This is a genomic window from Pseudomonas aestiva (assembly GCF_039908605.1).
Taxonomy (GTDB): Bacteria; Pseudomonadota; Gammaproteobacteria; order Pseudomonadales; family Pseudomonadaceae; genus Chryseomonas; species Chryseomonas aestiva.
This window is the reverse complement of record NZ_CP150916.1, coordinates 2249077-2272897: the sequence shown is the minus strand read 5'-3', so window position 1 is coordinate 2272897 and position 23821 is coordinate 2249077. Positions and strand designations below refer to the sequence as shown.

The 23821-nt window shown below is 64.5% G+C and carries 19 protein-coding genes; 13 read left to right on the top strand and 6 right to left on the bottom strand.

Features of this window, described 5'->3' with window-relative positions; all coding sequences use genetic code 11:
* The first annotated feature begins 10 nt into the window (after positions 1 to 10).
* Positions 11 to 784: an IclR family transcriptional regulator gene (locus AABM56_RS10555; RefSeq protein WP_347884073.1), complete on the top strand. Its 774-nt coding sequence runs from the start codon at positions 11 to 13 to the stop codon at positions 782 to 784.
* A gap of 174 nt (positions 785 to 958) precedes the next feature.
* Positions 959 to 1990: a diguanylate cyclase gene (locus AABM56_RS10550; protein ID WP_133861785.1), complete on the top strand. Its 1032-nt coding sequence runs from the start codon at positions 959 to 961 to the stop codon at positions 1988 to 1990.
* A gap of 13 nt (positions 1991 to 2003) precedes the next feature.
* Here the strand turns inward: AABM56_RS10550 and AABM56_RS10545 are convergent, their stop codons facing one another.
* Positions 2004 to 3674, bottom strand: a complete 1671-nt coding sequence (locus AABM56_RS10545) for a methyl-accepting chemotaxis protein (protein ID WP_133861786.1) — start codon at positions 3672 to 3674, stop codon at positions 2004 to 2006.
* Between the two features lie 162 nt (positions 3675 to 3836).
* Between AABM56_RS10545 and AABM56_RS10540 the strand changes: the two genes are divergently transcribed.
* On the top strand, positions 3837 to 5027 hold the full coding sequence (locus AABM56_RS10540; protein ID WP_347884072.1) for an MFS transporter: 1191 nt from the start codon (positions 3837 to 3839) through the stop codon (positions 5025 to 5027).
* On the opposite strand, the gene AABM56_RS10535 is transcribed toward AABM56_RS10540, so the two are convergent.
* Complete coding sequence (locus AABM56_RS10535) at positions 5024 to 5290, bottom strand: hypothetical protein (protein WP_263259254.1); 267 nt, start codon at positions 5288 to 5290, stop codon at positions 5024 to 5026. The genes AABM56_RS10540 and AABM56_RS10535 overlap by 4 nt on opposite strands.
* Positions 5291 to 5340: 50 nt before the next feature.
* Positions 5341 to 5793, bottom strand: a complete 453-nt coding sequence (locus AABM56_RS10530; protein ID WP_133861789.1) for a MarR family winged helix-turn-helix transcriptional regulator — start codon at positions 5791 to 5793, stop codon at positions 5341 to 5343.
* Positions 5794 to 6044: 251 nt separating this feature from the next.
* Here AABM56_RS10530 and AABM56_RS10525 point away from each other — a divergent pair, with 251 nt between their 5' ends.
* Together AABM56_RS10525 and AABM56_RS10520 are read left to right on the top strand one after the other, a co-directional pair.
* On the top strand, positions 6045 to 7205 hold the full coding sequence (locus AABM56_RS10525) for an MFS transporter (protein WP_178083922.1): 1161 nt from the start codon (positions 6045 to 6047) through the stop codon (positions 7203 to 7205).
* 89 nt (positions 7206 to 7294) lie between these two features.
* Positions 7295 to 7951 carry an ion channel gene (locus AABM56_RS10520; protein WP_133861899.1) on the top strand — a complete coding sequence of 219 codons (657 nt, stop codon included), beginning with the start codon at positions 7295 to 7297 and terminating at the stop codon, positions 7949 to 7951.
* On the opposite strand, the gene solA is transcribed toward AABM56_RS10520, so the two are convergent.
* The gene (gene solA, locus AABM56_RS10515) at positions 7948 to 9117 is read right to left on the bottom strand and encodes an N-methyl-L-tryptophan oxidase (protein WP_133861791.1); all 1170 of its coding nucleotides are present in this window, start codon (positions 9115 to 9117) and stop codon (positions 7948 to 7950) included. The two genes, AABM56_RS10520 and solA, sit on opposite strands and share 4 nt — an antisense overlap.
* 130 nt (positions 9118 to 9247) lie before the next feature.
* Positions 9248 to 10252, bottom strand: coding sequence for a fatty acid desaturase (locus AABM56_RS10510; RefSeq protein ID WP_347884071.1), 1005 nt, complete (start codon positions 10250 to 10252; stop codon positions 9248 to 9250).
* Positions 10253 to 10927: 675 nt separating this feature from the next.
* On the opposite strand from AABM56_RS10510, the gene AABM56_RS10505 reads away from it, so the two are divergent.
* Both AABM56_RS10505 and AABM56_RS10500 read left to right on the top strand, forming a co-directional pair.
* Positions 10928 to 12151, top strand: coding sequence for an acyl-CoA dehydrogenase family protein (locus AABM56_RS10505; protein WP_133861793.1), 1224 nt, complete (start codon positions 10928 to 10930; stop codon positions 12149 to 12151).
* Between the two features lie 102 nt (positions 12152 to 12253).
* Positions 12254 to 12388, top strand: coding sequence for a hypothetical protein (locus AABM56_RS10500; protein ID WP_256664572.1), 135 nt, complete (start codon positions 12254 to 12256; stop codon positions 12386 to 12388).
* A 200-nt stretch (positions 12389 to 12588) separates the two neighbouring features.
* On the opposite strand, the gene AABM56_RS10495 is transcribed toward AABM56_RS10500, so the two are convergent.
* Entirely contained in the window at positions 12589 to 12960 is a 372-nt protein-coding gene (locus AABM56_RS10495; RefSeq protein ID WP_108581805.1) for a response regulator, read from the bottom strand.
* Between the two features lie 334 nt (positions 12961 to 13294).
* Here AABM56_RS10495 and AABM56_RS10490 point away from each other — a divergent pair, with 334 nt between their 5' ends.
* The 6 genes from AABM56_RS10490 to AABM56_RS10465 all read left to right on the top strand — a co-directional run bounded on the left by AABM56_RS10490 (position 13295) and on the right by AABM56_RS10465 (position 23678).
* Positions 13295 to 14416 carry a mechanosensitive ion channel family protein gene (locus AABM56_RS10490; protein WP_133861794.1) on the top strand — a complete coding sequence of 374 codons (1122 nt, stop codon included), beginning with the start codon at positions 13295 to 13297 and terminating at the stop codon, positions 14414 to 14416.
* Between the two features lie 346 nt (positions 14417 to 14762).
* The gene (gene glgA / locus AABM56_RS10485; protein WP_263259255.1) at positions 14763 to 16346 is read left to right on the top strand and encodes a glycogen synthase GlgA; all 1584 of its coding nucleotides are present in this window, start codon (positions 14763 to 14765) and stop codon (positions 16344 to 16346) included.
* 159 nt (positions 16347 to 16505) lie between these two features.
* Complete coding sequence (gene treZ / locus AABM56_RS10480; protein ID WP_133861795.1) at positions 16506 to 18311, top strand: malto-oligosyltrehalose trehalohydrolase; 1806 nt, start codon at positions 16506 to 16508, stop codon at positions 18309 to 18311.
* Positions 18308 to 20374, top strand: a complete 2067-nt coding sequence (gene malQ / locus AABM56_RS10475) for a 4-alpha-glucanotransferase (protein ID WP_133861796.1) — start codon at positions 18308 to 18310, stop codon at positions 20372 to 20374. The genes treZ and malQ overlap by 4 nt, the downstream gene beginning before the upstream one ends.
* The gene (treY, locus tag AABM56_RS10470; RefSeq protein ID WP_263259257.1) at positions 20371 to 23178 is read left to right on the top strand and encodes a malto-oligosyltrehalose synthase; all 2808 of its coding nucleotides are present in this window, start codon (positions 20371 to 20373) and stop codon (positions 23176 to 23178) included. The genes malQ and treY overlap by 4 nt, the downstream gene beginning before the upstream one ends.
* Positions 23175 to 23678: a DUF2934 domain-containing protein gene (locus tag AABM56_RS10465; protein ID WP_133861798.1), complete on the top strand. Its 504-nt coding sequence runs from the start codon at positions 23175 to 23177 to the stop codon at positions 23676 to 23678. Before treY ends, AABM56_RS10465 begins: the two co-directional genes overlap by 4 nt.
* Positions 23679 to 23821 lie beyond the last annotated feature (143 nt).

The window sequence follows — 23821 nt, the reverse complement described above, 5'->3', positions numbered from 1 at the left end:
GATCGAAGCGATGACGAACACCCCCGAAGCAGCACCCCCACGACGCCAGAAGGTGCAGGCGGCCGAGGTCGGCACCGACATCCTCAAGGCCCTCGCCGAGCTGGCGCCGTCGACGTCCTTGTCGCGCCTGGCCAGCCACCTGGACATGCCCGCCAGCAAGGTGCACCGCTACCTGCAGGCGCTGATCGCCAGCGGGTTCGCCGAGCAGGACCCGCGGACCAATCACTACGGACTCGGTCAGGCCGCCCTTTTCGTTGGCCTGGCGGCCCTGGGTCGGCTGGACGTGGTGAAGCTGGCGGCGCCGGTGCTGGCCGATCTGCGCGACAAGGTCGGCGAAACCAGCTTTCTGGCGGTCTGGGGCAACAGGGGGCCGACCGTGGTGCTGGTGGAACAGGCGCTGCGCGCCGTCACCCTGGTGACCCAGGTCGGCTCGGTGCTGCCGCTGCTGGGCTCGTCCACGGGCCTGGTGTTCAATACCTTCCTGCCGGAGGTCGAGACGGCGGCATTGCGCGCGGAAGAATTGCACCGGCCGGACGCGCCCAGCGTGGCGCAGCTGGCGGAAGGTGCACGCCAGCTGCGGGAGACCCATATCCAACCGGTGCATGGCTTGCTGATGGCGGGCGTCAATGCGCTGTCCGCACCGCTGTTTGGAGCCGGTGGCCGGCTGGCCGGGGTGCTGACCCTGGTCGGCGCCGCGCCAGGCTTCCAGGCCGAGGTCGGAGGCGCCGCGGCGAGCCGTCTGCACACCGCCGCCCAGGCCATCAGCAGGCGGCTGGGCGGATAGCGCGGACGAATCCGGGCACAGCATCGCAGTCGGGAGCGCCGATGGTCGCGGCAGCGCTCCACTCGATCCGTTCCAGCCTCCATTCGGCTAAAGGATCACCCGGACTGGCCGTTTGCCATTAAGCTTACTGTTAGCGCGTTTATCATTGGCGCACTGCTTTCTGGTGACCTCTTCATGACTGCTCTTTCCTATCGTGATCGCAACCAGGCTCTCAACGACTCCCTGGGCAAATTCTGGCAAGTCGCCAAACCCGTGGTTCAGGCGGCCATGGCCATTCATGTGGCGCTGCTGGTCATTTTCGTCCTGCTCGACCAGATCCTGATGGCCTGGGCCAACGTGCTCAGCATCGCGGCCTACGTGGGCTGCCTGGCCGCCCTGCGCCAGCGCCGTTATCGCATCGCCAGCCTGACCATGTGCTGCGAGATCGTCGCCCACGCCTGGCTCGCCACCTGGCAACTCGGCTGGGACAGCAACTTCCACTACTACGTGCTGTGCATCCTGCCGATCGTCATCTACAACTACCGCACCGCGCCGATCCGTCATCTGGTGCTGGTCACCGGCATCCTGGTGACCCTGGCGGGCGGCTATCTGTTGCACCCACCCGCTACCCTCGCGCCCCTGGCGATGAAGCTGTTCGGCACGATCAATATCATCAGCGCCCTGGGGTTGCTACTCTACGGCACCGGCGCCTCCTTCCACCACAGCACCAAGATGCAGCTGGACCTGCTGCATTCCGCCAGCCACGACAGCCTCACCAACCTCTACAACCGCCGGCGGATTCTCGACCAGGCCGACCAGCACAGTGGCGTGACCGGCAGCCTCATCCTCTTCGACGTGGATCACTTCAAGCACATCAACGATCGCTTCGGCCACGATTGCGGCGATCTGGTGCTGCAGGGCATCGCCGACGTCATCCGCCGCGAGGTACGCCATTCCGATCTGGCGGCGCGCTGGGGCGGCGAGGAATTCCTGGTACTGCTGCCCCAGGCGCGGACCGACGTAGCCTGGGGCGTGGCGGAACGCATCCGCCAGCGCCTGACCGATGTCACCCAGTCCCTCGAACGTGGTCCCGCGCGGGTCACCGCGACCCTGGCGGTGTGCGAGATTCGCGATTGCGAAGCCTTCGCCAGCGCCCTGGAGCGCGCCGACCAGGCGCTCTACCGTGGCAAGCAGGAAGGTCGCGACCGGGTGATGCTGGCGGCCTGAGATCCCGCCTGTCCTAGACCACGAAGCGCTGCAGGGCGCCGTGCAGATCGGCGGCCAGGGCGGAAAGATGCTGGCTGCTGGCACTGGTCTGCTGGGCGCCGGCGGCGGTCTGGGTCGCCGCGTCGCGGATCAGCGTCAGGTTGCGATCGACCGCCGCCGTGGTGGCCGTCTGCTCTTCGGTGGCCGCGGCGATGGCGTCGTTGCGCTGGCCGATGGCGGTGATGGCCTGAGTGATGCCTTCCAGCACCTGCCAGGTCGCCTGGGCCTGGTCGCGGGTATGGCTGGCCTGGAGTCGACTCTGATCCAGGGCAGTCACCGTCTTCTCGCTGACCTGCTGCATGCCATCGATCAGGCCTTCGATCTCACGGGTGGAGTCGCCCGTGCGGCGGGCCAGGCCCCGCACCTCGTCGGCCACCACGGCGAAGCCGCGTCCGGCATCCCCGGCACGGGCTGCCTCGATGGCGGCGTTGAGCGCCAGCAGGTTGGTCTGCTCGGCGACGTTGCGGATGACATCGAGCATCTTGCCGATGCCCTTGGATTGCTCGGCCAGCTGGCCAGCCTGGTTGGCCGCCTCGTCCACGTTGCCCACCAGCTGGGTGATGGCGGCCAGCGTCTGGCGGACCTGCGTCTGCCCCTGCTTGGCCTGATCGACGCAGCGCTGCGATTCGGCGGAGGTGGAGGTCGCGTGCTCGCACACCGCCTGGACCGCCTGATTGAGCTGGGTGACGGCATTGGCCGCATGCTGGATATCGGTCGTCTGCTGCTCCAGGTTGCGGCAGCTTTCATCCATCACGGCACTCACCTGGGTCGAGGCCGAGGCCAGTTGCTCCGAGGCATTGCCGGTATGGGCCAGCACCTCGCGCAGATTGCCCTGCATACGCTCCAGCGCCAGCAGCAGCATGGCTGCCTCGTCGCGCCCCTGGGGCTGGATGTTCTGCCGCAGATCACCCGCGGCGATGCCGCCGGAGATGTCCAGCGCCTGGCGCAGCGGCTGCACTACGCTACGGGTCAGTCGCCAGGCCAAGAGCAGCAGCAGCAGAATGGCGCCGCCAATGACCGACCAGACGATGGCGCGGGCCTGCAGGAACTGGACGTTCGCCACCTCCTTGGCCTGGGCCGCGCCCTGCTTGTTCAATTCGCGCAGCAGTTGCACCTGCATGTCCATCAGATCGCCCTTGAGACCCACCACGGTATCCAGTTGCATCCGCGCGGCCGGGATCTGCTGCTGCTCGATCAGGCGCACCTCTTCGCGTAGGCCTTCCACGAAAGGCAGGTAGGCTTCGTGCAGGGCCTTGATCGAATCCCCTTCGGTCGCATCGGTGACGACCGGCGCATAGTCCCGGAACAGCTGATCGGTCTCGTTGACCAGTTGCTCCAGGGTGACCCGGCTCATGGCCACGGCGCCCGGATCCTCGGCATTGAGCAGCACCACCGAGGCCTGGTTGCGCAACTTGCCGAGGTTGATCGCCAGGGAATCGGCGATGGCGATACTGGGCAACCAGTCCTGCTCCATGCTCAGGGCCTGACGGCGCAGCTGCTGCATCTCCCATAGCGAAAAGCTGCCCAATCCGGCGAGCAGCACGGCGGCGAAGGTAAAGGAGAACAGCATCCGCGGGCCGGTCTTGAGAGCTCTCAACCAGGAACGGCGGGACAGGCGGCGAAGGGGTGCTAGGATCCGAAGCATGGAGGCGTCACTGCAGGAAGACGGTCAAGCACAGCAGCCTAGGCAAGCAAGATGTCGAGCTGATTACAAAATGCCATTGCCCGAAAAAATCAGACGATTGCGGCGAAAGGTAACAGGGGCTAAGGTCCGTCCCCTCCGTTTGCCATCCTACTCGACGCTGTCATGACTACCCCTGTCGCCAAGGCTTCTCCCTTACAGATACTGCTGCTCGGCATCGCCCAGATCCTCGTCTGGGGTGGCTCCTTTTTCATTCTCGCAGTGCTGGCCGATCCGGTGGTACAGGAGACCGGCTGGTCCCGGCAATGGGTTTATGGCGGTCTTTCGCTCGGCGTCCTGGTCTCCGGCCTGCTCGCACCTGCGTGTGGCCGCCGGATCGCCCGCCAGGGAGGCCGGACGCTGCTGTCGCTGAGCGGTCTGGGGGTGGCCGCCGGGCTGATCCTGATGGCCAGCGCCCAGCATCTGCCGCTGTTCCTGCTCGCCTGGGTGGTGATGGGTATCGGCATGGCCGCGGGTCTGTACGATGCATTGTTCGCGACCCTGGGCACCTGCTACGGCGCCCAGGCCCGCTCGGCGATCAGCGGCATCACTCTGGTCTCCGGCTTCTGCACCGCCATTACCTGGCCCGTCGCCGCCTTCATGGTGAGTCATCTGGGCTGGCGCGGTGCCTGCCTGGTCTATGCGGCCGTCCTGTTGCTGACGATCTGGCCCCTGTATCGACGCGCCCTGCCCGCGCCGGTCCTCGCCACCCGGGCGCCGCGGCCCAACCAGACGGCACCGGCAGTACCGGTTGATCGCACCCTGTACATCGTACTCACTGCCCTCTTCACCCTGGGAGCGGTACTGATGACAGCCATCTCCATCCAGCTGATCACCCTGCTGCAGGGGATCGGCTACAGCCTGGCCAGCGCCGTGGCGCTGAGCGCCTGCCTGGGGCCAAGTCAGGTCGCCTCACGGATCATCGACCTGCTCAACCGCAACGGCCATCCGCTGTGGACCGCCCTGGCCTCGGTGGTCTGCACGGCCGCCGGCCTGCTGCTGGTCACCCTGGGGCCCGGCCTGGTCTGGGTGACGGTCGTGGGTCTGGTGATCTTCGGCGCGGGCAATGGCCTGAGGGCCATCATTCGCGGCGCCCTGCCGCTGGCGCTCTGGAGTCCGGCGGAATACGCCACCATCCTCGGCCGCATGGCGCGCCCGGCATTGCTCGGCCAGGCCGCCACGCCCCTGCTCTGTGGCTATGTCCTGGAACACCATGGCCCCCAGGCGGTGCTGGGTCTGCTCTGCCTGCTGGCGCTGATCAACGTGGCACTGGTCGCCTGGTTGTTCAGGGCGATCCTCAGCCGTCGCGACGCCTAGTCGCAGGCAATTTCCAGGGGTACCAGGCGCAACCTGATGCCGGTGCGACGCAGGGTAAGGATATCGCCCTCACGCTGCCCGACCTCGTCGCCCAGGGTGCTGCGCAGCGTTTTTTCGTCGAGCAACTGGGCATAGGTCCGGGGATCTTCCCCCTGGCAGCTTTCGGCGATATGCAATTCGCCCTGCAGCAGCTTGCCCGCAGTGCGCCCGCTGGTGAGATCCACGAGCAGATAATCCTGGTCAGGCTGGTAGTTGAAGGTCATGCGAATTCCCCGGCGACTGTAGCCATGGGAACCGCTCGTACCCGGTTGGTTCAGGACGTCGGGTTGCCTTCCTCGTCCAGACGAGTGCGCAGCATGACCAGGGTCTCGCGCAGATCATCCAGGCCCGCATCGCCCAGGGCGCAGACCTGCCGCACCCGGCTGTTGACCCCATTGGCCTGATCGCGCAGCGCGCGACCCGCAGGCGTCAGTTCTATCGACAGATTGCGCTCGTCTTCGGCACTGCGACGGCGCGTGACCAGCCCGGCGGCCTCGAGGCGCTTGACCACGGGGGTCAGGGCACCGGAATCCTGCCGCAGCCGATTGGACAATTCCTTGAGCGTGAGGCCGTCATGCTCCCAGAGCACCAGCATGATCAGGTACTGCGGGAAGGTCAGGCCCATGCTCTCCAGCAGGGGCTTGTAGAGTTGCGTCATCGCCAGCGAAGCCGAGTACAGGGAAAAGCAGAGTTGCTGGTCGAGGAGCAGTGGATCTTTGGCTGTCATGGGATCTGCCATTACAAAAAGCGTGAAAAGAGTGGAAGGTGCGAGCTATCCCCAGCCAGGTCAAGCACCCGGGTGACGTGGGGTCGGTTGCCGGAAACATCCGGTAACTGGCACTGGATTCCGATACCACAGGATGCCACAGTGAGCGGCTGGACATAAATAATAAGGGTAATACCTGCATGGCCGTTTCCTCTGCCACGCCAGCCGTTCCTGGCGAAAATTCCCTCGCCGCCCTGGCCGGCGCCTCGCCGATGGTCGCGGGGATCCTGGCCTCCTGTGCGCTGGCTCACCTCATCAACGACCTGATCCAATCCGTCCTGCCCTCGATCTATCCAATGCTCAAGGACAGTTATGGTCTTACTTTTACCCAGATCGGCCTGATCACCCTGGCTTTCCAGATCACCGCCTCCCTGCTGCAACCCTGGATCGGCTTCCATACCGACCGCCATCCTAAACCCTATCTGCTGCCCGCCGGCATGGTCTGTACCCTGATTGGCGTACTGCTGCTCGCCTTTGTCGGCAGTTTTCCCGCGATCCTGGCCGCTTCGGCGCTGATCGGCGTCGGTTCCTCGACCTTTCACCCGGAAACCTCGCGGGTAGCCCGCCTGGCGTCGGGGGGACGCTTCGGCCTGGCGCAATCCACCTTCCAGGTCGGCGGCAACGCCGGCACCGCCATCGGCCCCCTGCTGGCGGCAGCCATCGTCATTCCCTATGGTCAGACTCATGTCGCCTGGTTCGCGCTCTTCGCGCTGTTCGCCATCGGCGTGCAGTACGGACTGTCGCGCTGGTATCGCAACCACCTGCGTAGCGCCAAGGGTCGCAAGGCCGCCGCAGTCAGCCATGGCCTGTCGCGCGGCCAGGTGACCTTCGCGCTGATCGTGCTGGCGCTGCTGGTGTTCTCCAAGTACATCTACATGGCCAGCATCACCAGCTACTTCACCTTCTATCTCATCGAGCGTTTTGGCCTCTCGGTGGCCAGCTCCCAGCTGCACCTCTTTCTCTTCCTAGGTGCGGTCGCGGCCGGAACCTTCTTCGGTGGTCCCATCGGCGATCGCATCGGCCGCAAGGCGGTCATCTGGTTCTCGATCCTGGGCGCGGCGCCTTTCACCCTCGCCCTGCCCTATGTCGATCTGTTCTGGACCAGTGTGCTCAGCGTCATCATCGGCTTCATCCTGGCGTCGGCTTTCTCGGCCATTGTGGTCTATGCCCAGGAGCTGGTACCGGGCAACGTGGGCATGATCGCCGGGATCTTCTTCGGCCTGATGTTCGGCGTCAGTGCCATCGCCGCCGCGGGACTAGGCAATCTCGCTGACCATCGCGGCATCGAATACGTCTACCAGCTGTGCTCCTACATGCCGCTGCTGGGTGTCCTGACCATCCTGCTGCCCTCCACTCGCCGCAAGGCGGCCTGAGGTCCGCGCCACGGGAGCACGAGGCTCCCGTGGCGAAGCGCCTCGCCACCCGCTACGCTGGCCGCCCCCTGAGCTTTCGCCGAGTCGCGATGAAGAGTCCGCTGCACTACCTGGTCCGTTACCCCTCCGCCAACCTGCTGTTCATCCAGTTGCTCGGGCTGCTGCTCTACCCCTTCGTGGAGCAGGAAGAACATGGGCGCGCCATCATCGGCGCCTTCGGTATCATCGTCCTCGCCACCGCCCTGCGCATGGTGCGCCGGAGCCCAACCATCCAGTGGCTGGGATTCATTCTCGCCGGCTGCATCCTGGTGCTCACGGTACTGGTGGAGTGGCAGGGCAATCGCCACCTGGTGGTATCCCTGGCCATCCTCGATGCGATCTTCTACTTCTATGCCGCGGGCAGTCTCATCGCCTACATGATGGAAGACCAGCGAGCGACCACTGATGAACTCTTCGCCGTGGGTGCGACCTTCACCCTGCTGGCCTGGGCCTTCGCCCATGCCTACTCGGCCTGTCAGATCCTGCAGCCCAACAGCTTCACCGCCGCCAACGATCCCCTGGCCGCACGCACCTGGACCGAGCTGCTCTACGTCAGCTTCGCGATCCTCTCCGGCGTCGGCCTGAGCGATATCTACCCGATCAAGCCGATGGCACGCTCGTTGGTCATGCTCGGCCAGTTCTCCGGTGTCATGTACATCGCCCTGGTGGTGACTCGGCTGGTCACCCTGACGGTGCGCAGCCGCTAGCCGAATCGTGCCAGGCTGAAGCTGCCGAGCTCGATGTCGCTGCGCCCGGTGGTCACGCGCTGGGCGAGCGCTTCGCCCAGCGCGGCCGAATGCTTGAAGCCATGTCCCGAACAGGCACTCACCACGGTCACGCCCGGCAGCGCCGGATGCTCGTCGACGATGAAGCCGAAGTCGGGCGTCACGGTGTAAGCGCAGACCGCGCTGCGTACCGCCCGGTCTGAAAGACCTTCAACCCACCTTTCCACTTGATCACTGAAGAGCCCGCTCGATTCTTCAGGGTGAAGGGATCTTTCGATCCCTATAGGGGTGGTATTATTCTGGTATTGTTCTGTGGCGACCTTCACGGCATTTTCGCCAGGCAGAAGAGGAAAGCCGTAGAAGAGATCGCTGTCGCCACTGCCATGGGCGAGGATGAAGCTCGGTGAATCCGCCGGAAACAGTTCGGGCCTGGCGACTTCAAACCAGTGCAGAGTCTGACGGCAGACGCGCAGTAGCCGGTCGAACGGTGCGCCCAGCAATTCAGCGCTCCACATGCCGGCAGCGACGATGACCCGCTTCGCCCGCCAGCGGCCCTGTGCCGAATGCAGCAGTACGCCCTGCTCGTCCGTCTCCAGGCGTTCGATGACGGTATCGGTATGGATCCGGGCACCCCGCTCGCGTGCCCCGTCCAGTTGCGCCTGGATACAGGTTTCCGGATAGAGGTAACCCCCACCTGGTTCGAAATAGCCCAGTGCGTCTTCCGCTACCTGGAATTGCGGAAAGCGCTGGCGAATGGCGGCGCCATCCCAGGCCTCATGAGGGATCCCGTACTGGCGCGCCAGCTCTAGGGTGGCCTGGGTGAAATCCGGGCGACCGTGATGGGAGGTTGCCGTCGCGGTGGCGGTCATGATCAATACCCCGCATTGCTCGAACAGCCGGACGCCCCTCTCCGCCTCCAGCTCGCGCCAGAGTTGCTGCGAGCGGATCGCCAAGGGCACATAGGCTGCGCCCTCGCCCACCGCCTGGCGAGTAATGCGCGTCGCGCCGTGACTGGAGCCCAGCTCATGGGGCGGTGCATAGCGATCGATGCCTGCGACCTTCACTCCACGCCTGGCCAGTTGGTAAAGCGTGGCCGCGCCCATGGCGCCCAGGCCCAGGACAATGACGTCAAAGGTTGAGTCCTGCACGCTTATCCCCTCGGAGTACTGACGGAGCTGGCACTCTAGCAGAGACCCCTGGCTTTTCTGCACACTGCCCTTCCCTGGTGACGTCCTGGCACAGAAGTTGGCCCACGGCACTCATTTAATAGGGGTGGTATTACCAGGGAAGACTGTAGGCGCAGGCCTGATCATGATCCTGATCCGTCAGCAGGCGTGCTGAACGTGGCGCGGTGGGATGCAACGGCGCATCCACGGGTCGCCAGGCAAACAGGCGGCCCAAGTCGCGATAGCCGGAAAACAGGAAACCACCACTGCGGACCTGGTAGGCACGGCGCCTGACTCGATAGACCCGTGGAATGAAATACCAGGGCAAGCCCGGCAGATCGTGGTGAACCAGGTGCAGGGTGTTGTTGAGAAATAGCCAGCGCAGCGCCCCACCGCTTTCGTTGAGTACGCATCTTTGCGCAGGGTCCAGCGCCGGACGATGCTCGTAGAAAGATCGGATCAGCGCCACGGCCAACGCCGGCCAGGCTACCCCCAGCACATAGACCCCCAGCGGCATGCCGGACAGCCAGTGGATCGCCAGGAGCAAGCCTGCACACAGCGCCAGATGAATCAGCCAGACGCGCAGCACGCCCCGCTCCCGGCGCCACCCGCGGCGTACTTCGAGCTCCAGCATGCCGTGAAGCGACAGGATCGGGCCAACCAGGAGCCGACCGATCAGGGTCTTGTCCATCCAGAGCAACGCACGCCCGACCTGCCCTCGCCGCTCCCAGAGTTCGCCATTGACATAACGGCTCTCGGGATCGAGGGTCGGATCGGTGAGGTTCTCGCGCCGATGGTGCGCCAGGTGGCTGTCACGATAGAGCGGAAAGGGAAACCAGAGGCCGAGGGGCGGATAGGCGAGAAAGGCATTCACCCCGGGCCAGCGCGTCGGATGTCCATGAATCAACTCGTGTTGCAGGGACTGATGCAGCACCACCAGGATCGTCAGCGGCGGCAGGATCCAGAAACCCAGTAGCGGCCACGCCCAGACCAGCGTCAGCCAGCCGGCGTAGACAGCGACGATCAGCCCCCAGGTTGGCCATTCGCTTCGACCGGTGGCGGTTTGCAGGAGCAATTTGATCAGACGGCGGTGCCGCGCATCGAGATAGACAGTCACCGCAGGATCCTGATAACGAAAAATCAACGCTGACCCTAGGGAAAAACAAGAGAGAAGCCAAATACCGTTAAGGTATTACCTCATGAAAAAGACGTTATTCAACCACCTCGCTCGTTGTAACTTCGCCTGATTGAACGCCTTGTTTAAGCCATCTGTTACGTCTTACCTTACATAGCATAACATTCAAAAAATCATAAGCTTATAAACAAACACCGATCAGGCAGCTTAACTGTTGCGTGAGCAACACCTGAATTGAAGATCAGTTTAAGACATATCCTTAGCAGCTTTGAAGATTGGCGGCGCTCTTTAACGCTCATCTAGACTTCCGGCAACTTTCACGGACTTCAAAGTTCGCCATGCCGCTGTCTGATAAAACTTTCTGCCTGCTGCGCCTGTACGAATTGCCAAGGTGAAGTTCGTTGCCTGGCTGGAAGCCTCCGACGTGCCCAGGGCCCCTCCGCTAGCGAGGCTGCCGACCCTGAATCGAGTCGAAGCGGCAACGTGCACCCGCTACCTTGCTACAGCGCGGGTATCCCTCGTCGGCATCCTCGGCCGCCGCCTGATGGCGGCGATGGTACTGATCGGCTGCACCCGAGTCGCCCATACCGAGCTGGCTCGTCTTGGGCTCGCGCTTCCCGACTCTCTGCTGACACGACCAGAAGGATCTTCTCTTCCATGAGCATCATTTCCGCAGGCTGGGGCGCCGGCCCTTCCGCGCGTCACGCCGAACTCTCGGCCCGCTTTCAGCCGCTGTTCCAGCGTATTCGCGCGGGCGCCATAGAACGCGAGGTGCAGCGGCGACTGCCGGTCGAAGAACTGGCCTGGCTGAAGGCGGCCGGTTTCACCGCCTTGCGGTTGCCGGTCGAGCATGGCGGCGCGGGCGTTACCCTGCCGGAATTGTTTGCCCTGCTCATCGAACTGGGCGAGGCCGATTCCAATCTGGTGCAGGCGCTGCGCGGTCACATGGGCTTTGTCGAAGGCTTGCTCAACAGCGATGACCAGGCACGTCGCAGCCGCTGGTTTGCCCGTATCGCCGCGGGTGAAACCCTGGGTCCGGCCTCCAGCGAGGTCGGCGATGCCCGGCGAGCCGAATTCAGTACCCGCGTGCGTCGGGAGGGTGACACCCTGCTGCTCTCGGGCACCAAGTTCTATACCACGGGTTCGCTCTATGCGGACTGGATCGACGTGGGCGCCACCGATGACGCCGGCAATCGCGTCATGGCGACCATCCGCCGCGACGCTCCCGGCGTAGCGGTGGTGGATGACTGGAATGGCTTCGGCCAGACGCTGACCGCCAGCGGCACGGCCACCTTTACCAACGTGCGGGTAGCGCCTGGGGACGTGGTTACGGTAGGCGAGCGCTTCCGCTATTCGCCGGGCTTCTTCCAGGTCTTCCACCTCGCCAACCTGGCGGGCATGGGGCGGGCCATGAGCAGCGAGGTAGCGGCCGCGGTCGCCGCTCGCACCCGCACCTTCACCATTAGTAATGCCGACCGGGTCAGCCAGGATCCACAGGTATTGGCCGTGGTAGGCCAGGTGCGCAGCGCCGCCTACTGCGCCGGGGTGATCGCCCTGAAGAATGCCGAGGCGCTGCAGCGCGTGCATGACCTCAGGCAGGCGGATGACCAGGCGGCCGAGGATCGCGCGGTGGAACTGGCCGAACTGGAGGTCTGCCAATCGCTCAATGTGGTTACGGACCTGATCATCGACGCCTCCGGACGCCTCTTCGACGCCCTGGGCGCCTCGGCCACGCTGAGACCGCAGGGACTGGATCGCTTCTGGCGCAATGCCCGCACCCTCGCCTCCCATAATCCGCGCATCTACAAGGATCGCATAGTCGGCGACTTCGCGGTCAACGGCACGCCGCCGCCACCGCAGTGGAAGATCGGCGTCGCCTAGGGGCCGAAGCGGCCGGAAATGCCGACGAGAGCCGTCCTGCCCCGCTGTTCGCCGCCCCCGGCGATGCTTTAAGCTCGCCGGCTTTCCTCCTGGAGCGGTGTCATGGAAAGGTCGCGCAGCAATCGTCAGGCCGTATGGAAGGCTATCAAGGATCCGCGCTTCATCCCCGTTGCCGTGGCAGCGGTGTGCATTGTGCTGTTCTTCGTCCTGGGGCTGGTCGACGTCCTGGGCAACTGATCGCCCCGCTGAGACGCTGGCCTATCCCTGCCGCGGGATGGGCCATCACAGCGGAGGGCGCAGCCCGTGCGGGCTATTACCTGGACGGTTTTCCCGGGACAGAGGCCTTTCGCCAGGTTGGCGAGCCGGGAAGCCAGGTGAAGGTATGAACTGCAAAAAGCGCGAAAAGCGGCCTGGAACCAGGCCGCGGAGGACAGCAATCAGCCTTTGCGCTGATTGAGGAAGCGGAAGCAGCCGGCCAGTAGATCATCGAAGCGCCACGGCTTGGGCAGATAGTAGATATCCGGCGCGCGTTCGGGCTGGAGTTCTTCGAAATAACCCGAGGAGACGATGATGGGCAGACCCGGCAGCTGCTGCTTGACGCGGCGCGCCAGCTCCAGACCGTCGATGACACCCGGCATGCGGACATCGGTGATCAGCAGATCCGGCGTCGGACGCGCACTCGACAGGTATTCCCAGGCTTGGTCCGCGGTACCGAAGGTGTGCACCTGAAAGCCTTCGCCTTCGAGCACCTCTTCCATCAGCCCGAGCAACATGTTCTCGTCTTCGACAACCACTACCACTGGCTTCATAAATCCGTCTCGATCTCCGCAGGTCCGCCATCTGACTGGACGTATCTCGTTGGGGCGCGAATTCTACTCCTATCCTGCGTCCGCTGCGCACTCTCCTCTGAGCTTAGACGCGAGGTGCGACATCCTGCCCCACTGATCGACAGAAAAGCCTGCCGGGAGCCAAACAGGATTTCTTCTAAAGGGGTGGTATTAATCAGTAGAGCATATTGCCGCTTCCTCGGGGAACCGTGGCGGAGCCCCTCAGTCGGAAAACAGGTATCTCGAAAGGCTTCCCGCGATTCCGACGCGTCAGCTTTTCAGGATCCCGGGAAGCCGTCTGCCTGAGGAAATGCGCATGACGGCCATCGACTGGACAGGTTGGCTCAACGCCCCCTGGATCACCACGCTGATCGCGGCAGGGGTCGCCCTGCTGATCAGCAGCATCCTCCTGATACTGGCGTTTGCGGCCATCCGCCGACTGGCCAACCCCTTCCTGCTGGCGCGCAACCTGGTGAAGTACGCCGAGAAGCCGGCGCGGCTGGCGGTCCCTCTGGTGGTGTTGCAAGGTGTCTGGAATTCCGCACCCGATGCCCTGCCGCTGTTGCGTGCGGTACAGCACCTCACCGGTCTGCTGAGCATCGCTGCCTTCACCTGGCTGGGTCTCAGGGCGGTCAAGGCCGTCGGAGCCACCATCGCCCTGCGCAATCCCGTGGATGTGGTGGACAACCTGCGGGCACGGCGTATCCAGACGCAGAATCGGGTGCTGGTACGCAGCCTCAGCTTCATCGTGCTGCTGGTGGGTATCGCCCTGATGCTGATGACCTTTCCCGCGGTTCGCCAGGTCGGTGCCAGCCTGCTCGCCTCCGCCGGTGTCGCCGGCCTGGTCGCGGGTATCGCCGCGCGCCCGGTGCTGGGCAATCTCATCGCCGGGCTGCAGATCGCCGTGACGCAGCCGATCCGGCTGGACGACGTGGTCATCGTCGAAGGGGAATGGGGCCGGGTGGAAGAGATCACCGGCACCTATGTGGTGGTCCGCATCTGGGACGACCGTCGCCTGGTGGTTCCCCTGCAGTACTTCATCGAGACCCCCTTCCAGAACTGGACGCGCTCATCCTCCAGCCTGATCGGTTCAGTCTTCATATGGGTTGACTATTCCCTGCCCCTGGCGCCGATCCGCACCGAATTGGAACGCGCCTGTGCCGAGGTGCCCCATTTATGGGACGAGCGTGTCTGCGTGCTGCAGGTGACCGACGCATCCCATGATTCGATTCAGATCCGGGTGCTGGTGAGCTCGGGCGATTCCTCGAAGAACTGGGACCTGCGCTGCTTCGTGCGAGAACGGCTGATCACCTTCATCAATCGTGAGTTTCCCCTCTGTCTGCCCAAGCTGCGAACGGAGCTGGGACGTCGGGATGTGCTTCCCACACCACAATCCGACGAAAGGCACGAACCGGTCGTACGCCAGCCAGAAGTCTGATTTATCGGCTAATTGTCTCGATCAGGCGGCCATTAAGCGGTTCACCTGCAGCTTATTTCTTAGCGCACCAAGAGTGAGCGCCAGCTTTTGGGCATGTATTTGGCAATACGAAGCAGGACCGCAACATTCGAGCAGGAAACTTGTGACGTTGTCCGAGAGTCAGTGCGAGAGCAATCTGGAATTCCGCGAAGCAGTTCTCGCCCAAATCCAGACATCTCAGAAGAGATGACCGGCAAAAAGGCTGTAGCAGCTCGGCTGTAGGCGTTTTTGAACCAGGAGCATCGAGCTTCAGGAAGAAGCAATCAGGTAAACCTCAGTCTCGAACTTGCTGCATTGGGAGCGCACCATGGCAAATGCCGTCGTGGGGAAATTTGGGGCTCTGGAGCCCGTTGAAACTGCCACTCTTTCCACCAGATCCAGCTCTCCTCGCAAGCGCACGGATGAGCCTCAGCTGACGCTGAGCTCCGTCGTCGAAAGCCGCAAACGTATCCTCTTCGTGACCCCGGAAATTTCCGACTTCGTCAAGGCCGGTGGCCTGGGCGAGGTTTCGGGCGCCCTGCCGCGCGCCCTCGCCGCCTCCCATGACGTCCGGGTGCTGATCCCCGGCTACCGTCAGGTGATGGCCGCGATCAAGGACCGTGTGCAGATGGTCGGCCGCATCGCCGCCCGTGCCGCCATGCCCGCCTGTGACATCGGTCGCGTCAATCTGGAAGACGGGCTGGTCGTCTATGTATTGATCTGTCCCGAGCTGTACGAGCGCTCTGGCAATCCCTACGGCGACCTGAACGGCGCCGACTGGGCCGACAACCACATCCGTTTCGGTCGTCTGGCCAGCGCCGCCGCCGACTTCGCCCTGGGCGACGCCTCGATTCGCTGGGTGCCGGACCTGCTGCACCTCAACGACTGGCAGACCGGCCTCGCTGCTGGCTACCTGCGTTGGAAGGGTGCCAGCACCCCTTGCCTGACCACCATCCACAACCTGGCCTACCAGGGCCTATTCCCCGCCTCGGTCATGGCCGACCTGGACATCCCCGCCCATGCCTTCCAGATGGAAGGCCTCGAGTTCTGGGGCAAGGTTTCCTTTCTCAAGGCGGGCCTGGTCTATGCCGACCACATCACCACGGTCAGCCATACCTATGCGCACGAGATCACCACGCCCGAATTCGGCTGCGGCCTGGAAGGGCTGCTGCAGGTCAAGGCGCGGGAAGGCAAGCTGACCGGTCTGCTCAATGGCATCGATGATGGCTGGAGCGCTTGCAGCGATCCGCACCTGTGCCAGCAGTTCCACGAATCCGACTGGGACGGCAAGGCGGTCAACGCTGCCCGCATCCGCGAGGAATTCGGTCTCGAGCCGTCCAACGGTCCGCTGTTCGCGGTGGTCTCGCGCCTGGTCCAGCAGAAAGGCATAGATCTGACCATCCAGGCCGCCGATCACATCGTTGCCCGCGGTGGTCAGCTGATGGTCATCGGCTGTGGCGAGCCGCACATCGAGCGTCAGGTGCGGGCCCTGGCCCTGCGCTACCCTGGCCGTGTCAGTGCCCACATCGGCTTCTGCGAGACGGAAGCCCGACGCATGTATGCCGGCAGCGACTTCCTGCTGATGCCCTCGCGCTTCGAGCCTTGCGGCCTGAGCCAGATGTACGCCCAGCGTTTCGCCTCCCTGCCGATCGCCACCCGCACCGGCGGTCTGGCCGACAGTATCGAGGACGGCACCACCGGCTTCCTGTTCGCCCCGCTGTCGCTGGAAAACTACATCAGCGCCATCGACCGCGCCCTGGGTGTGTTCGAGCGCCAGGACCTGCTGCTGGCCATGCGGCACCGGGCAATGCAGGGCCCGTTCTTCTGGTCAGAATGCGCCAAGCCCTACGCCTCGCTGTACCTTGACCTGCTCCAGGTCACCGCGCACCAGGAGCGTCACGTCGGCGCCTGATGCGCGACGTGGCTACCAAGCGCTTTTCCTTCGCCAAAAGGCCGACGAAAAGCGCTTTCCCCGCCCAACTTTGAGCAACTCTCACCGGTCATAACAGCAACTGCGGCCGACTGGGCCGCAGTGTCTTTTCTGCCGTCCGGCTTCGGGAGTTCTCTATCCATGACTGATATTTCGCGCGACGCAGCCGCGGTAACCGGGGGCTATGCCTGGCAAACCCGTGCCGGTGCCACCCTGGTGGGCAAGGACCGTACCCTCTTCCACTTCTGGGCACCCAGCGCCGATGCCGTTTCGGTGGTCCTGGAAGGCGGCATGACCCTTGCCATGGAGGCCGAGCAAGGCGGCTGGTTCGCGGTCGAGGCCCAGTGCGGCGCCGGTACCCGTTATCGCTATCAGATCGAGGACCTGCTGGTCCCGGATCCTGCGTCCCGCGCCCAGGCCGGCGACGTGCACGAGCCAAGCATCGTTATCGACCCCACCACCTACCACTGGCAAAGCGTCGAGTGGCAGGGTCGCCCCTGGCACGAAAGCGTCATCTACGAAGTGCATGTCGGCACCCTGGGTGGCTTTTCCGGTGTCGAGAAGCTGGTACCCCGCCTGGCCGCGCTCGGCGTCACCGCCATCGAACTGATGCCGCTGTCGGAATTTCCCGGTGATCGCAACTGGGGCTATGACGGCGTCCTGCCCTATGCGGTGGAAGCCTCCTACGGCACCCCGGACGATCTCAAGTCGCTGATCGACACCGCCCACGGCCATGGCGTCATGGTCTATCTGGACGTGGTCTACAACCACTTCGGGCCGGACGGGAACTACCTGCACGCCTACGCCGAGCGCTTCTTTCGCGAAGACATCCATACACCCTGGGGCGCCGCCATCGATTTCCGTCAGGACGCCGTGCGCCGCTACTTCATCGACAACGCCTTGATGTGGCTGATGGAGTACCGCTTCGATGGCCTGAGATTCGATGCGGTCCATGCCATCAACGACAAGGGCTTCCTTGAAGAGATGGCCGAGGAGATCCGCAGCACCGTCGAGCCGGGTCGCCACATCCACCTGATGCTGGAGAACGAAGACAACACCGCCACCCTGCTGGGCGGCAAGCACTACGACGCGCAGTGGGCGGACGACTGGCACAACGTCATCCATCCCATGCTGACCGACGAGAACGAAGGCTACTACCAGGACTTCACCGAGGACGCCACGGCCAAGCTGGTGCGCTGCCTGGGCGAAGGCTTCATTTACCAGGGCGAGCAGACCCGCCACGGCAAGGCCCGCGGCGAACCCAGCAAGGACCTGCCGGCCTCGGCCTTCGTCATCTTCCTGCAGAACCACGACCAGGTCGGCAACCGCGCCTTCGGTGAACGCCTGACCCGTCTGGCACCGGAGCCGGCGCTGAAGGCCGCCACCGCGCTCTTGCTGCTCAGTCCGATGATTCCGCTGCTGTTCATTGGCGAGGAGTGGGGTAGCCGTCAGCCCTTCCTGTTCTTCACCAGCCACAACGATGAACTGGCCGAACTGGTCCGCGATGGTCGCCGTAACGAATTCAAGGACTTCGATTTCTTCACCAGTGAAGAGCATCGCCAGCAGATCCCCGATCCGAACGCGCCCAAGACCTTCGAGGACTCCAAGCCCAATTTCGGCGAAGCCGATCAGCCCGATCACGCTGCCTGGGTGGGGCTGTACCGCGAGCTGCTGGAGATCCGCCACCGCGAACTCTTCCCGCGTCTGGAAGGGGCGCGTCCCGTAGGCGCCGAAGCGCTGGCCGACCGCGCCGTGCGCGCGCGCTGGAGCCTCGCCGACGGCAGCCGCCTGACCATCGAACTCAACCTGAGCGACAAGGCCGTACAGCTCGACGAGGCGCCTCAGGGCGAGTTGCTGCACAGCAGCGATGCGGCGGCAACGCCTGCCCGCCAGGACGGCATGCTGACCGCGCATTCGGCACTGGTCTGGCTGGAGAAAAAGGCATGAGTGGCGATCGTCTGGAACAACTGGCCGAGGCCGCGGGCATCGCCATCGAATGGACCGCCTACGACGGCAAGCAGCAACGAGTAAGCCCGGAGGCATTGCGTAATCTGCTAAAGGCCATCGAATTGCCGGCAGACAGCGACGCCGATATCGACGCCAGCCTGCGCAAGCTGGACGAGGTAGGCGACAAGCACCACCTGCCGCCGCTCATCACCGCGGTGGTCGATAAACCGGTCGGTGCGCCGGACCAGTTCAAGCGCGGTGTCCGCTATCAGGTACAGCTGGAAGGCGGCGAGCGTCTGGACGGCCAGGTCGATGACCGCGGACAGCTGGCGCCGATCAGCGCCGCCGGTTATCACCAGGCCGAGGTCGATGGCGAAGCCCTGACCCTGGCCGTCGCGCCGGAACGCTGCTTCACCATCGCCGACGCCACCGGCAATGAACAGGCCCGTCTCTGGGGTCTGGCCGTGCAGCTCTACAGCCTCAGACGCGAAGGGGGCAGCGGCGCCGGCGATCTCCAGGGCCTGGTGCACTTCGCCAAGGCCGCTGGCGACAAAGGCGCCGACGCCCTGGCCATCAGCCCCTTGCACGCCATGTTCAGCGCCGATGGCAGCCGCTACAGCCCCTACTCGCCGTCGAGTCGGGTGTTCTTCAATGTGCTCTATGCCGCGCCGGAGCTGGTCCTGGGTGCCGAGTCCGTACGCCAGGCCATGCAGCGCGCCGGTCTGCAGGCGGAAGCCGAGCGCCTGGAGCAGCTGGAGCTGATCGATTGGCCGGCGCTGGCCAAGCTGCGCCTGCGCCTGTTGCGCACCCTGCACCTGGATTTCCGCACCGCCAGCGGCGAGCTGCGCGAGCGTTTCGAGGCCTTCTGCCGCGACGGTGGCGAGGCGCTGGAAAACCATTGTCGCTTCGAAGCCCTGCATGCCTCCTTCACCCAGGGCGCTGCCTCGCCGAGCTGGCAGCATTGGCCGCAGCAGTATCGCGACCCCAAGAACCCGGCCGTGGCCGAATTCGCCGAACGCCATGCCCAGGACGTGGAGTTCTACGCCTTCACCCAATGGCTGGCGAGCGAAGGACTGTCCGCGGCTCAGGCACAGTGCCGCGACGCGGGCATGAAGATCGGCCTGATCGCCGATATCGCCGTGGGCGCGGATGGTGGTGGCAGCCAGGCCTGGAGTCGACAGGAAGAGTTGCTGGCCTCGGTCACCGTGGGTTGCCCACCGGACCTGCTCAACCAGAAAGGCCAGGGCTGGGGCATTTCCGCCTTCTCGCCCACCGGCATGGTCAAGCACGGCTTCCGCGCCTTCATCGAGATGCTCAGGGCCAACTTCGCCCATGCCGGCGGTGTGCGCATCGACCACGTAATGGGCCTGCAACGCCTCTGGCTGGTGCCCGAGGGCGCTTCGCCGGCCGACGGTGCCTATCTCTCCTACCCCATCGACGACCTGCTGCGGCTGGTCGCCCTGGAGTCCTGGCGTCATCGCTGCGTGGTCATGGGTGAAGACCTGGGGACGGTCCCCGAAGGCTTCCGCGAACGCCTGGCCGAGCGCGCCATCATGGGCATGCAGGTGCTGCTGTTCGAGCGAGATGGCAAGGCCTTCAAGCCCGCTGCGCAATGGTCGGACACAGCGATGGGCATGCCCACCACCCATGACCTGCCGACCCTTACCGGTTGGTGGCAGGGCCGCGATGCCGACTGGCAGGAGGAGCTGGGGCTGCTGCCCGATGGCACCTCGCGCCAGGACCGGCTCGACGAGCGGGCCGAGGATCGCCAATACCTGGCCAAGGTGCTGGAACTGGACGACACCCGAGAAAGCAACGTCGAACAGGCGGTCGATTCCGCCATCGCCTTCATCGGCCGCACCCCGGCACCGCTGATCATCCTGCCGGTGGAAGACGCCCTGGGCCAGCTGGAGCAGGCCAACCTGCCCGGCACCACCAACGAACACCCCAATTGGCTGCGCCGCTGGGACGACCCGGCCGAGCGCCTGCTGAACGCTGCTACCCCTAAACGACGCCTGAGCGTGCTGAGCACTGCGCGTAATAATCCGGAGAACACTCGATGAGTCGCTTGCGCGCTACCGTACGCCTGCAGTTCCACAAGGACTTCACCTTCGACGATGCCCTGCCCCTGGTGAACTACTACGCCAAGCTGGGTATCAGCCACGTCTACGCCTCGCCCATCACCACCGCTCGCGCCGGCTCCGTGCACGGCTACGACGTGGTGGACCCGACTCGGGTCAACCCGGAGCTGGGCGGCGAAGAGGCGCTGCGGCGCCTGGTCGCCCGCCTGCGTGAGCACGGCATGGGGCTGATCGCTGACTTCGTGCCCAACCACACCAACGTGGGCGGTTCGGAAAATGCCTGGTGGCTGGACATTCTCGAATGGGGTCGTCAGAGCCGCTATGCCGGCTTCTACGACATCAACTGGTACGGCCCGGACCCGGATCTGCAGGGCCAGGTGCTGCTGCCCTTCCTCGGTGACGCCTATGGCAACGTGCTGCAGGCCGGCGACCTCAAGCTGGTGTTCGACGCCGAGCAAGGCGCCTTCCGCGTGGAGTACTACGCCCACCACTTCCCCATCAACCCGGGCACCTATGGCCAGATCCTGCGCGAGAGCGACCTGCCCCAACTGAGCCTCTTCGCGGATGCCTTCTCGGCGCGTGCCAAGGATCTGGACGAAGCCCGCGGCGCCCAGCGCCAGCTGGCGGATGCCGCCAGGGATCCCGCTGTGGCAGCGGCCATCGAGAAGGCGGTCGCCGCCTTCGATGGCAGCCAGCCGGCCAACCAGGAACGCCTGCATGCCCTGCTGGAGAGTCAGCATTATCGCCTGGCCAGCTGGCGCACCGCATCGGACGACATCAACTGGCGGCGCTTCTTCGACATCACCGAACTCGGCGGCCTGCGCATGGAGCGCCACGAGGTGTTCGAGGAGACCCATTCGCTGATCTTCCGCCTGATCAGCGAAGGCCTGCTCGACGGCCTGCGCCTGGATCACATCGACGGCCTGGCCAATCCCCGTGCCTATTGCCGCAAGCTGCGCCGTCGGGTGGACGACCTTTGCGCCAGCCGCACCGGTGGCGCGCCGGAAGATGGTTTCCCCATCTACATAGAGAAGATCCTCGCCGAGGGCGAAACGCTCCGCGAAGGCTGGGGCATCGATGGCACCACCGGCTACGAATTCATGAACGAGGTATCGGCGGTGCAGCATGCGGCCAGCGGCGAAGCACCGCTCCGCCGGTTCTGGGCCGAGCGGACCGGTCGTACCGAGGACTTCCTCGAAGAGGTACGGGAAGCACGGCGTCTGGTTCTCACCGGCGCGCTGTCCAGCGAATTCGAATCGGCCGTGCACACCCTGCACCTGCTCGCCCAACAGGACTGGCGTACCCGCGACACCAGTCAGGGCGCCATCCGCCGGGTTCTGCTGGAGCTGATCGTGCAGTTCAAGGTCTATCGCACCTATGCCGGCGCGGCGGGTTTCGTCGGTGCCGATGCCCAGTGGTTCGATACCGCGCTGGAGGCCGCCCGCCCCCATGTCAGCGAAGCAGAACAGCCGTTGCTGGAGCAACTGCGCGCCTGGCTGGGTGGTGATGCTCCGCGGCACAAGCCCGTGGGCAGCGTGGCACGTCGCGAACAGCGCCGGGCGATCACCAAGTTCCAGCAGCTCACTTCGCCCATTGCTGCCAAGGCCGTGGAAGACACCGCCTGCTATCGCTCCGCACCGCTGCTGTCGCGCAATGACGTGGGTTTCGATCCGCAGCATTTCGCCCAGCCGGTCAGTGCCTTCCACCAGGCCAGCGGTTGGCGCGCCGAACACTTCCCGCGCAACATGCTCACCACCGCGACCCACGACCACAAGCGTGGCGAGGACACCCGCGCCCGCCTGGCGGTGGTCTCGGAACGTCCGGATGCCTACATCGCCCAGGCCACCCGCTGGATGCAGCAGGCCGCCCCGCTGCGCGGCCAGTGGAACGACGCCCCGGCGCCGACGCCGGGCGATGAACTTATGCTCTACCAGACCCTGCTCGCCAGCTGGCCACTGCATCTGCAGGCCGATGACCGGCAGGGTCTGGAGGCCTATCTAGAGCGTCTGCTGCAGTGGCAGGAAAAGGCCCTGCGCGAGGAGAAGCTGGAGTCCGACTGGTGGGCGCCGAACGGGGACTACGAAGCGGCCTGCAAGGCCTTTCTGGAAGGTCTGCTCACCGACGATCAGTACCGCGGCCTGCGCAGCGAGATCGTCACTGCGGTACAGGAACTGGCGCCAGCAGGTGCCCTGAACGGCCTGGTGCAGATGCTACTGCGCAATACCGCGCCCGGCGTGCCCGACCTCTACCAGGGTGGTGAATTCTGGGACTTCAGCCTGGTGGAGCCCGACAACCGTCGCGCCGTGGACTACGCCCCGCGGCAGCAGGCGCTGACCAGGCACGCCTCGGTCGATGCTGCCCTGGATGCCTGGCAGAACGGCGAGATCAAGCAGCAGGTGCTGGCTGCCGTATTGCAACTGCGCAAGCAGCGGCCGCAACTGTTCACCGAAGGTGACTATCTGCCCCTGAGCGTTGTGGGTGCCCACGCCGATCAGGTGCTGGCCTTCGCCCGTACCTGGGAACAACAGGCAGTAATCGTCATCGTGCCGGTGCATGCCTCCGAACTGCTGGAGAACAACGGAAAACTGCATTTTTCCGCAGAGGCTTGGCAGGACACCCGGATAAAACTTCCCGAAACCTTGTCCATGTACCGTTTTGGGGAAACTTTTGCCCCGGCATCTGTCCATGACCAGAAGAAAGAGCTTTCTGTCGGCGAGGTTCTGGCACGTTTTCCGCTTGGATTGCTCAGCACACAAGACATCACTCAAGGAGCCGCACCGCAATGACCCAAAAAGACGAACGCATCCAGCAGCTCGCCTATCAGATCTGGGAGTCCGAAGGACGGCCGGCTCACGAACATGATCGCCACTGGGAGATGGCGACCCGACTGTACGAAGCCGAACAGGAAGGCGTGGCCAAGAAGACCGCGGCCAAGAAGCCCCGCGCGACCAAGGCTGTAGCCAGCGCGGAAAAGCCTGTTACTAGCAAGGCCGGCACCACTGGCAAGACCAAGAGTGGCAGCGAGAAGGCCGCTACCGAAGACGCAGCTGCCGGTGAGTCCGTGACCGAGAAGGTCGAGTCGGCCGCCAAGAAGGTTGCCAGCAAGGTCAAGCAGGCGGTCAAGCCCAGTGCAGGCAAGACCGGTGCGAGCAAGGCCCCGGCCAGCAAGGCCAAGGCTGACGCCAACGTCGAGGCCACCGGCGTAGGTGTGGCACCGGCCACGCCCAAGAAGCCGCGCGCTTCCCGTGCCAAGGCGGCCACGGCCAAGCCTGCCGCTACCGAGTGATGTGATGTTCCGGCCTGGCCGTTCGGCCAGGCCTTCCCCTGCCGCCTCGCTGCGGTGTTCGCGTTACCGCTGTTCTCCTGATTTTTCGAGAAAAAACAACGCTTTGTCGGTTCGCCATCAGGGCCCGGAACTGCGCTGCGCCG

Excerpts from the sequence above, each read along its gene's own strand:
- AABM56_RS10555 (WP_347884073.1), top strand. The coding sequence starts at position 11 with ATGACGAACACCCCCGAAGCAGCACCCCCACGACGCCAGAAGGTGCAG.
- AABM56_RS10550 (WP_133861785.1), top strand. The coding sequence starts at position 959 with ATGACTGCTCTTTCCTATCGTGATCGCAACCAGGCTCTCAACGACTCC.
- AABM56_RS10545 (WP_133861786.1), bottom strand. The coding sequence starts at position 3,674 with ATGCTTCGGATCCTAGCACCCCTTCGCCGCCTGTCCCGCCGTTCCTGG.
- AABM56_RS10540 (WP_347884072.1), top strand. The coding sequence starts at position 3,837 with ATGACTACCCCTGTCGCCAAGGCTTCTCCCTTACAGATACTGCTGCTC.
- AABM56_RS10535 (WP_263259254.1), bottom strand. The coding sequence starts at position 5,290 with ATGACCTTCAACTACCAGCCTGACCAGGATTATCTGCTCGTGGATCTC.
- AABM56_RS10530 (WP_133861789.1), bottom strand. The coding sequence starts at position 5,793 with ATGACAGCCAAAGATCCACTGCTCCTCGACCAGCAACTCTGCTTTTCC.
- AABM56_RS10525 (WP_178083922.1), top strand. The coding sequence starts at position 6,045 with ATGGTCGCGGGGATCCTGGCCTCCTGTGCGCTGGCTCACCTCATCAAC.
- AABM56_RS10520 (WP_133861899.1), top strand. The coding sequence starts at position 7,295 with ATGAAGAGTCCGCTGCACTACCTGGTCCGTTACCCCTCCGCCAACCTG.
- AABM56_RS10505 (WP_133861793.1), top strand. The coding sequence starts at position 10,928 with ATGAGCATCATTTCCGCAGGCTGGGGCGCCGGCCCTTCCGCGCGTCAC.
- AABM56_RS10500 (WP_256664572.1), top strand. The coding sequence starts at position 12,254 with ATGGAAAGGTCGCGCAGCAATCGTCAGGCCGTATGGAAGGCTATCAAG.
- AABM56_RS10495 (WP_108581805.1), bottom strand. The coding sequence starts at position 12,960 with ATGAAGCCAGTGGTAGTGGTTGTCGAAGACGAGAACATGTTGCTCGGG.
- AABM56_RS10490 (WP_133861794.1), top strand. The coding sequence starts at position 13,295 with ATGACGGCCATCGACTGGACAGGTTGGCTCAACGCCCCCTGGATCACC.
- glgA (WP_263259255.1), top strand. The coding sequence starts at position 14,763 with ATGGCAAATGCCGTCGTGGGGAAATTTGGGGCTCTGGAGCCCGTTGAA.
- treZ (WP_133861795.1), top strand. The coding sequence starts at position 16,506 with ATGACTGATATTTCGCGCGACGCAGCCGCGGTAACCGGGGGCTATGCC.
- malQ (WP_133861796.1), top strand. The coding sequence starts at position 18,308 with ATGAGTGGCGATCGTCTGGAACAACTGGCCGAGGCCGCGGGCATCGCC.
- treY (WP_263259257.1), top strand. The coding sequence starts at position 20,371 with ATGAGTCGCTTGCGCGCTACCGTACGCCTGCAGTTCCACAAGGACTTC.
- AABM56_RS10465 (WP_133861798.1), top strand. The coding sequence starts at position 23,175 with ATGACCCAAAAAGACGAACGCATCCAGCAGCTCGCCTATCAGATCTGG.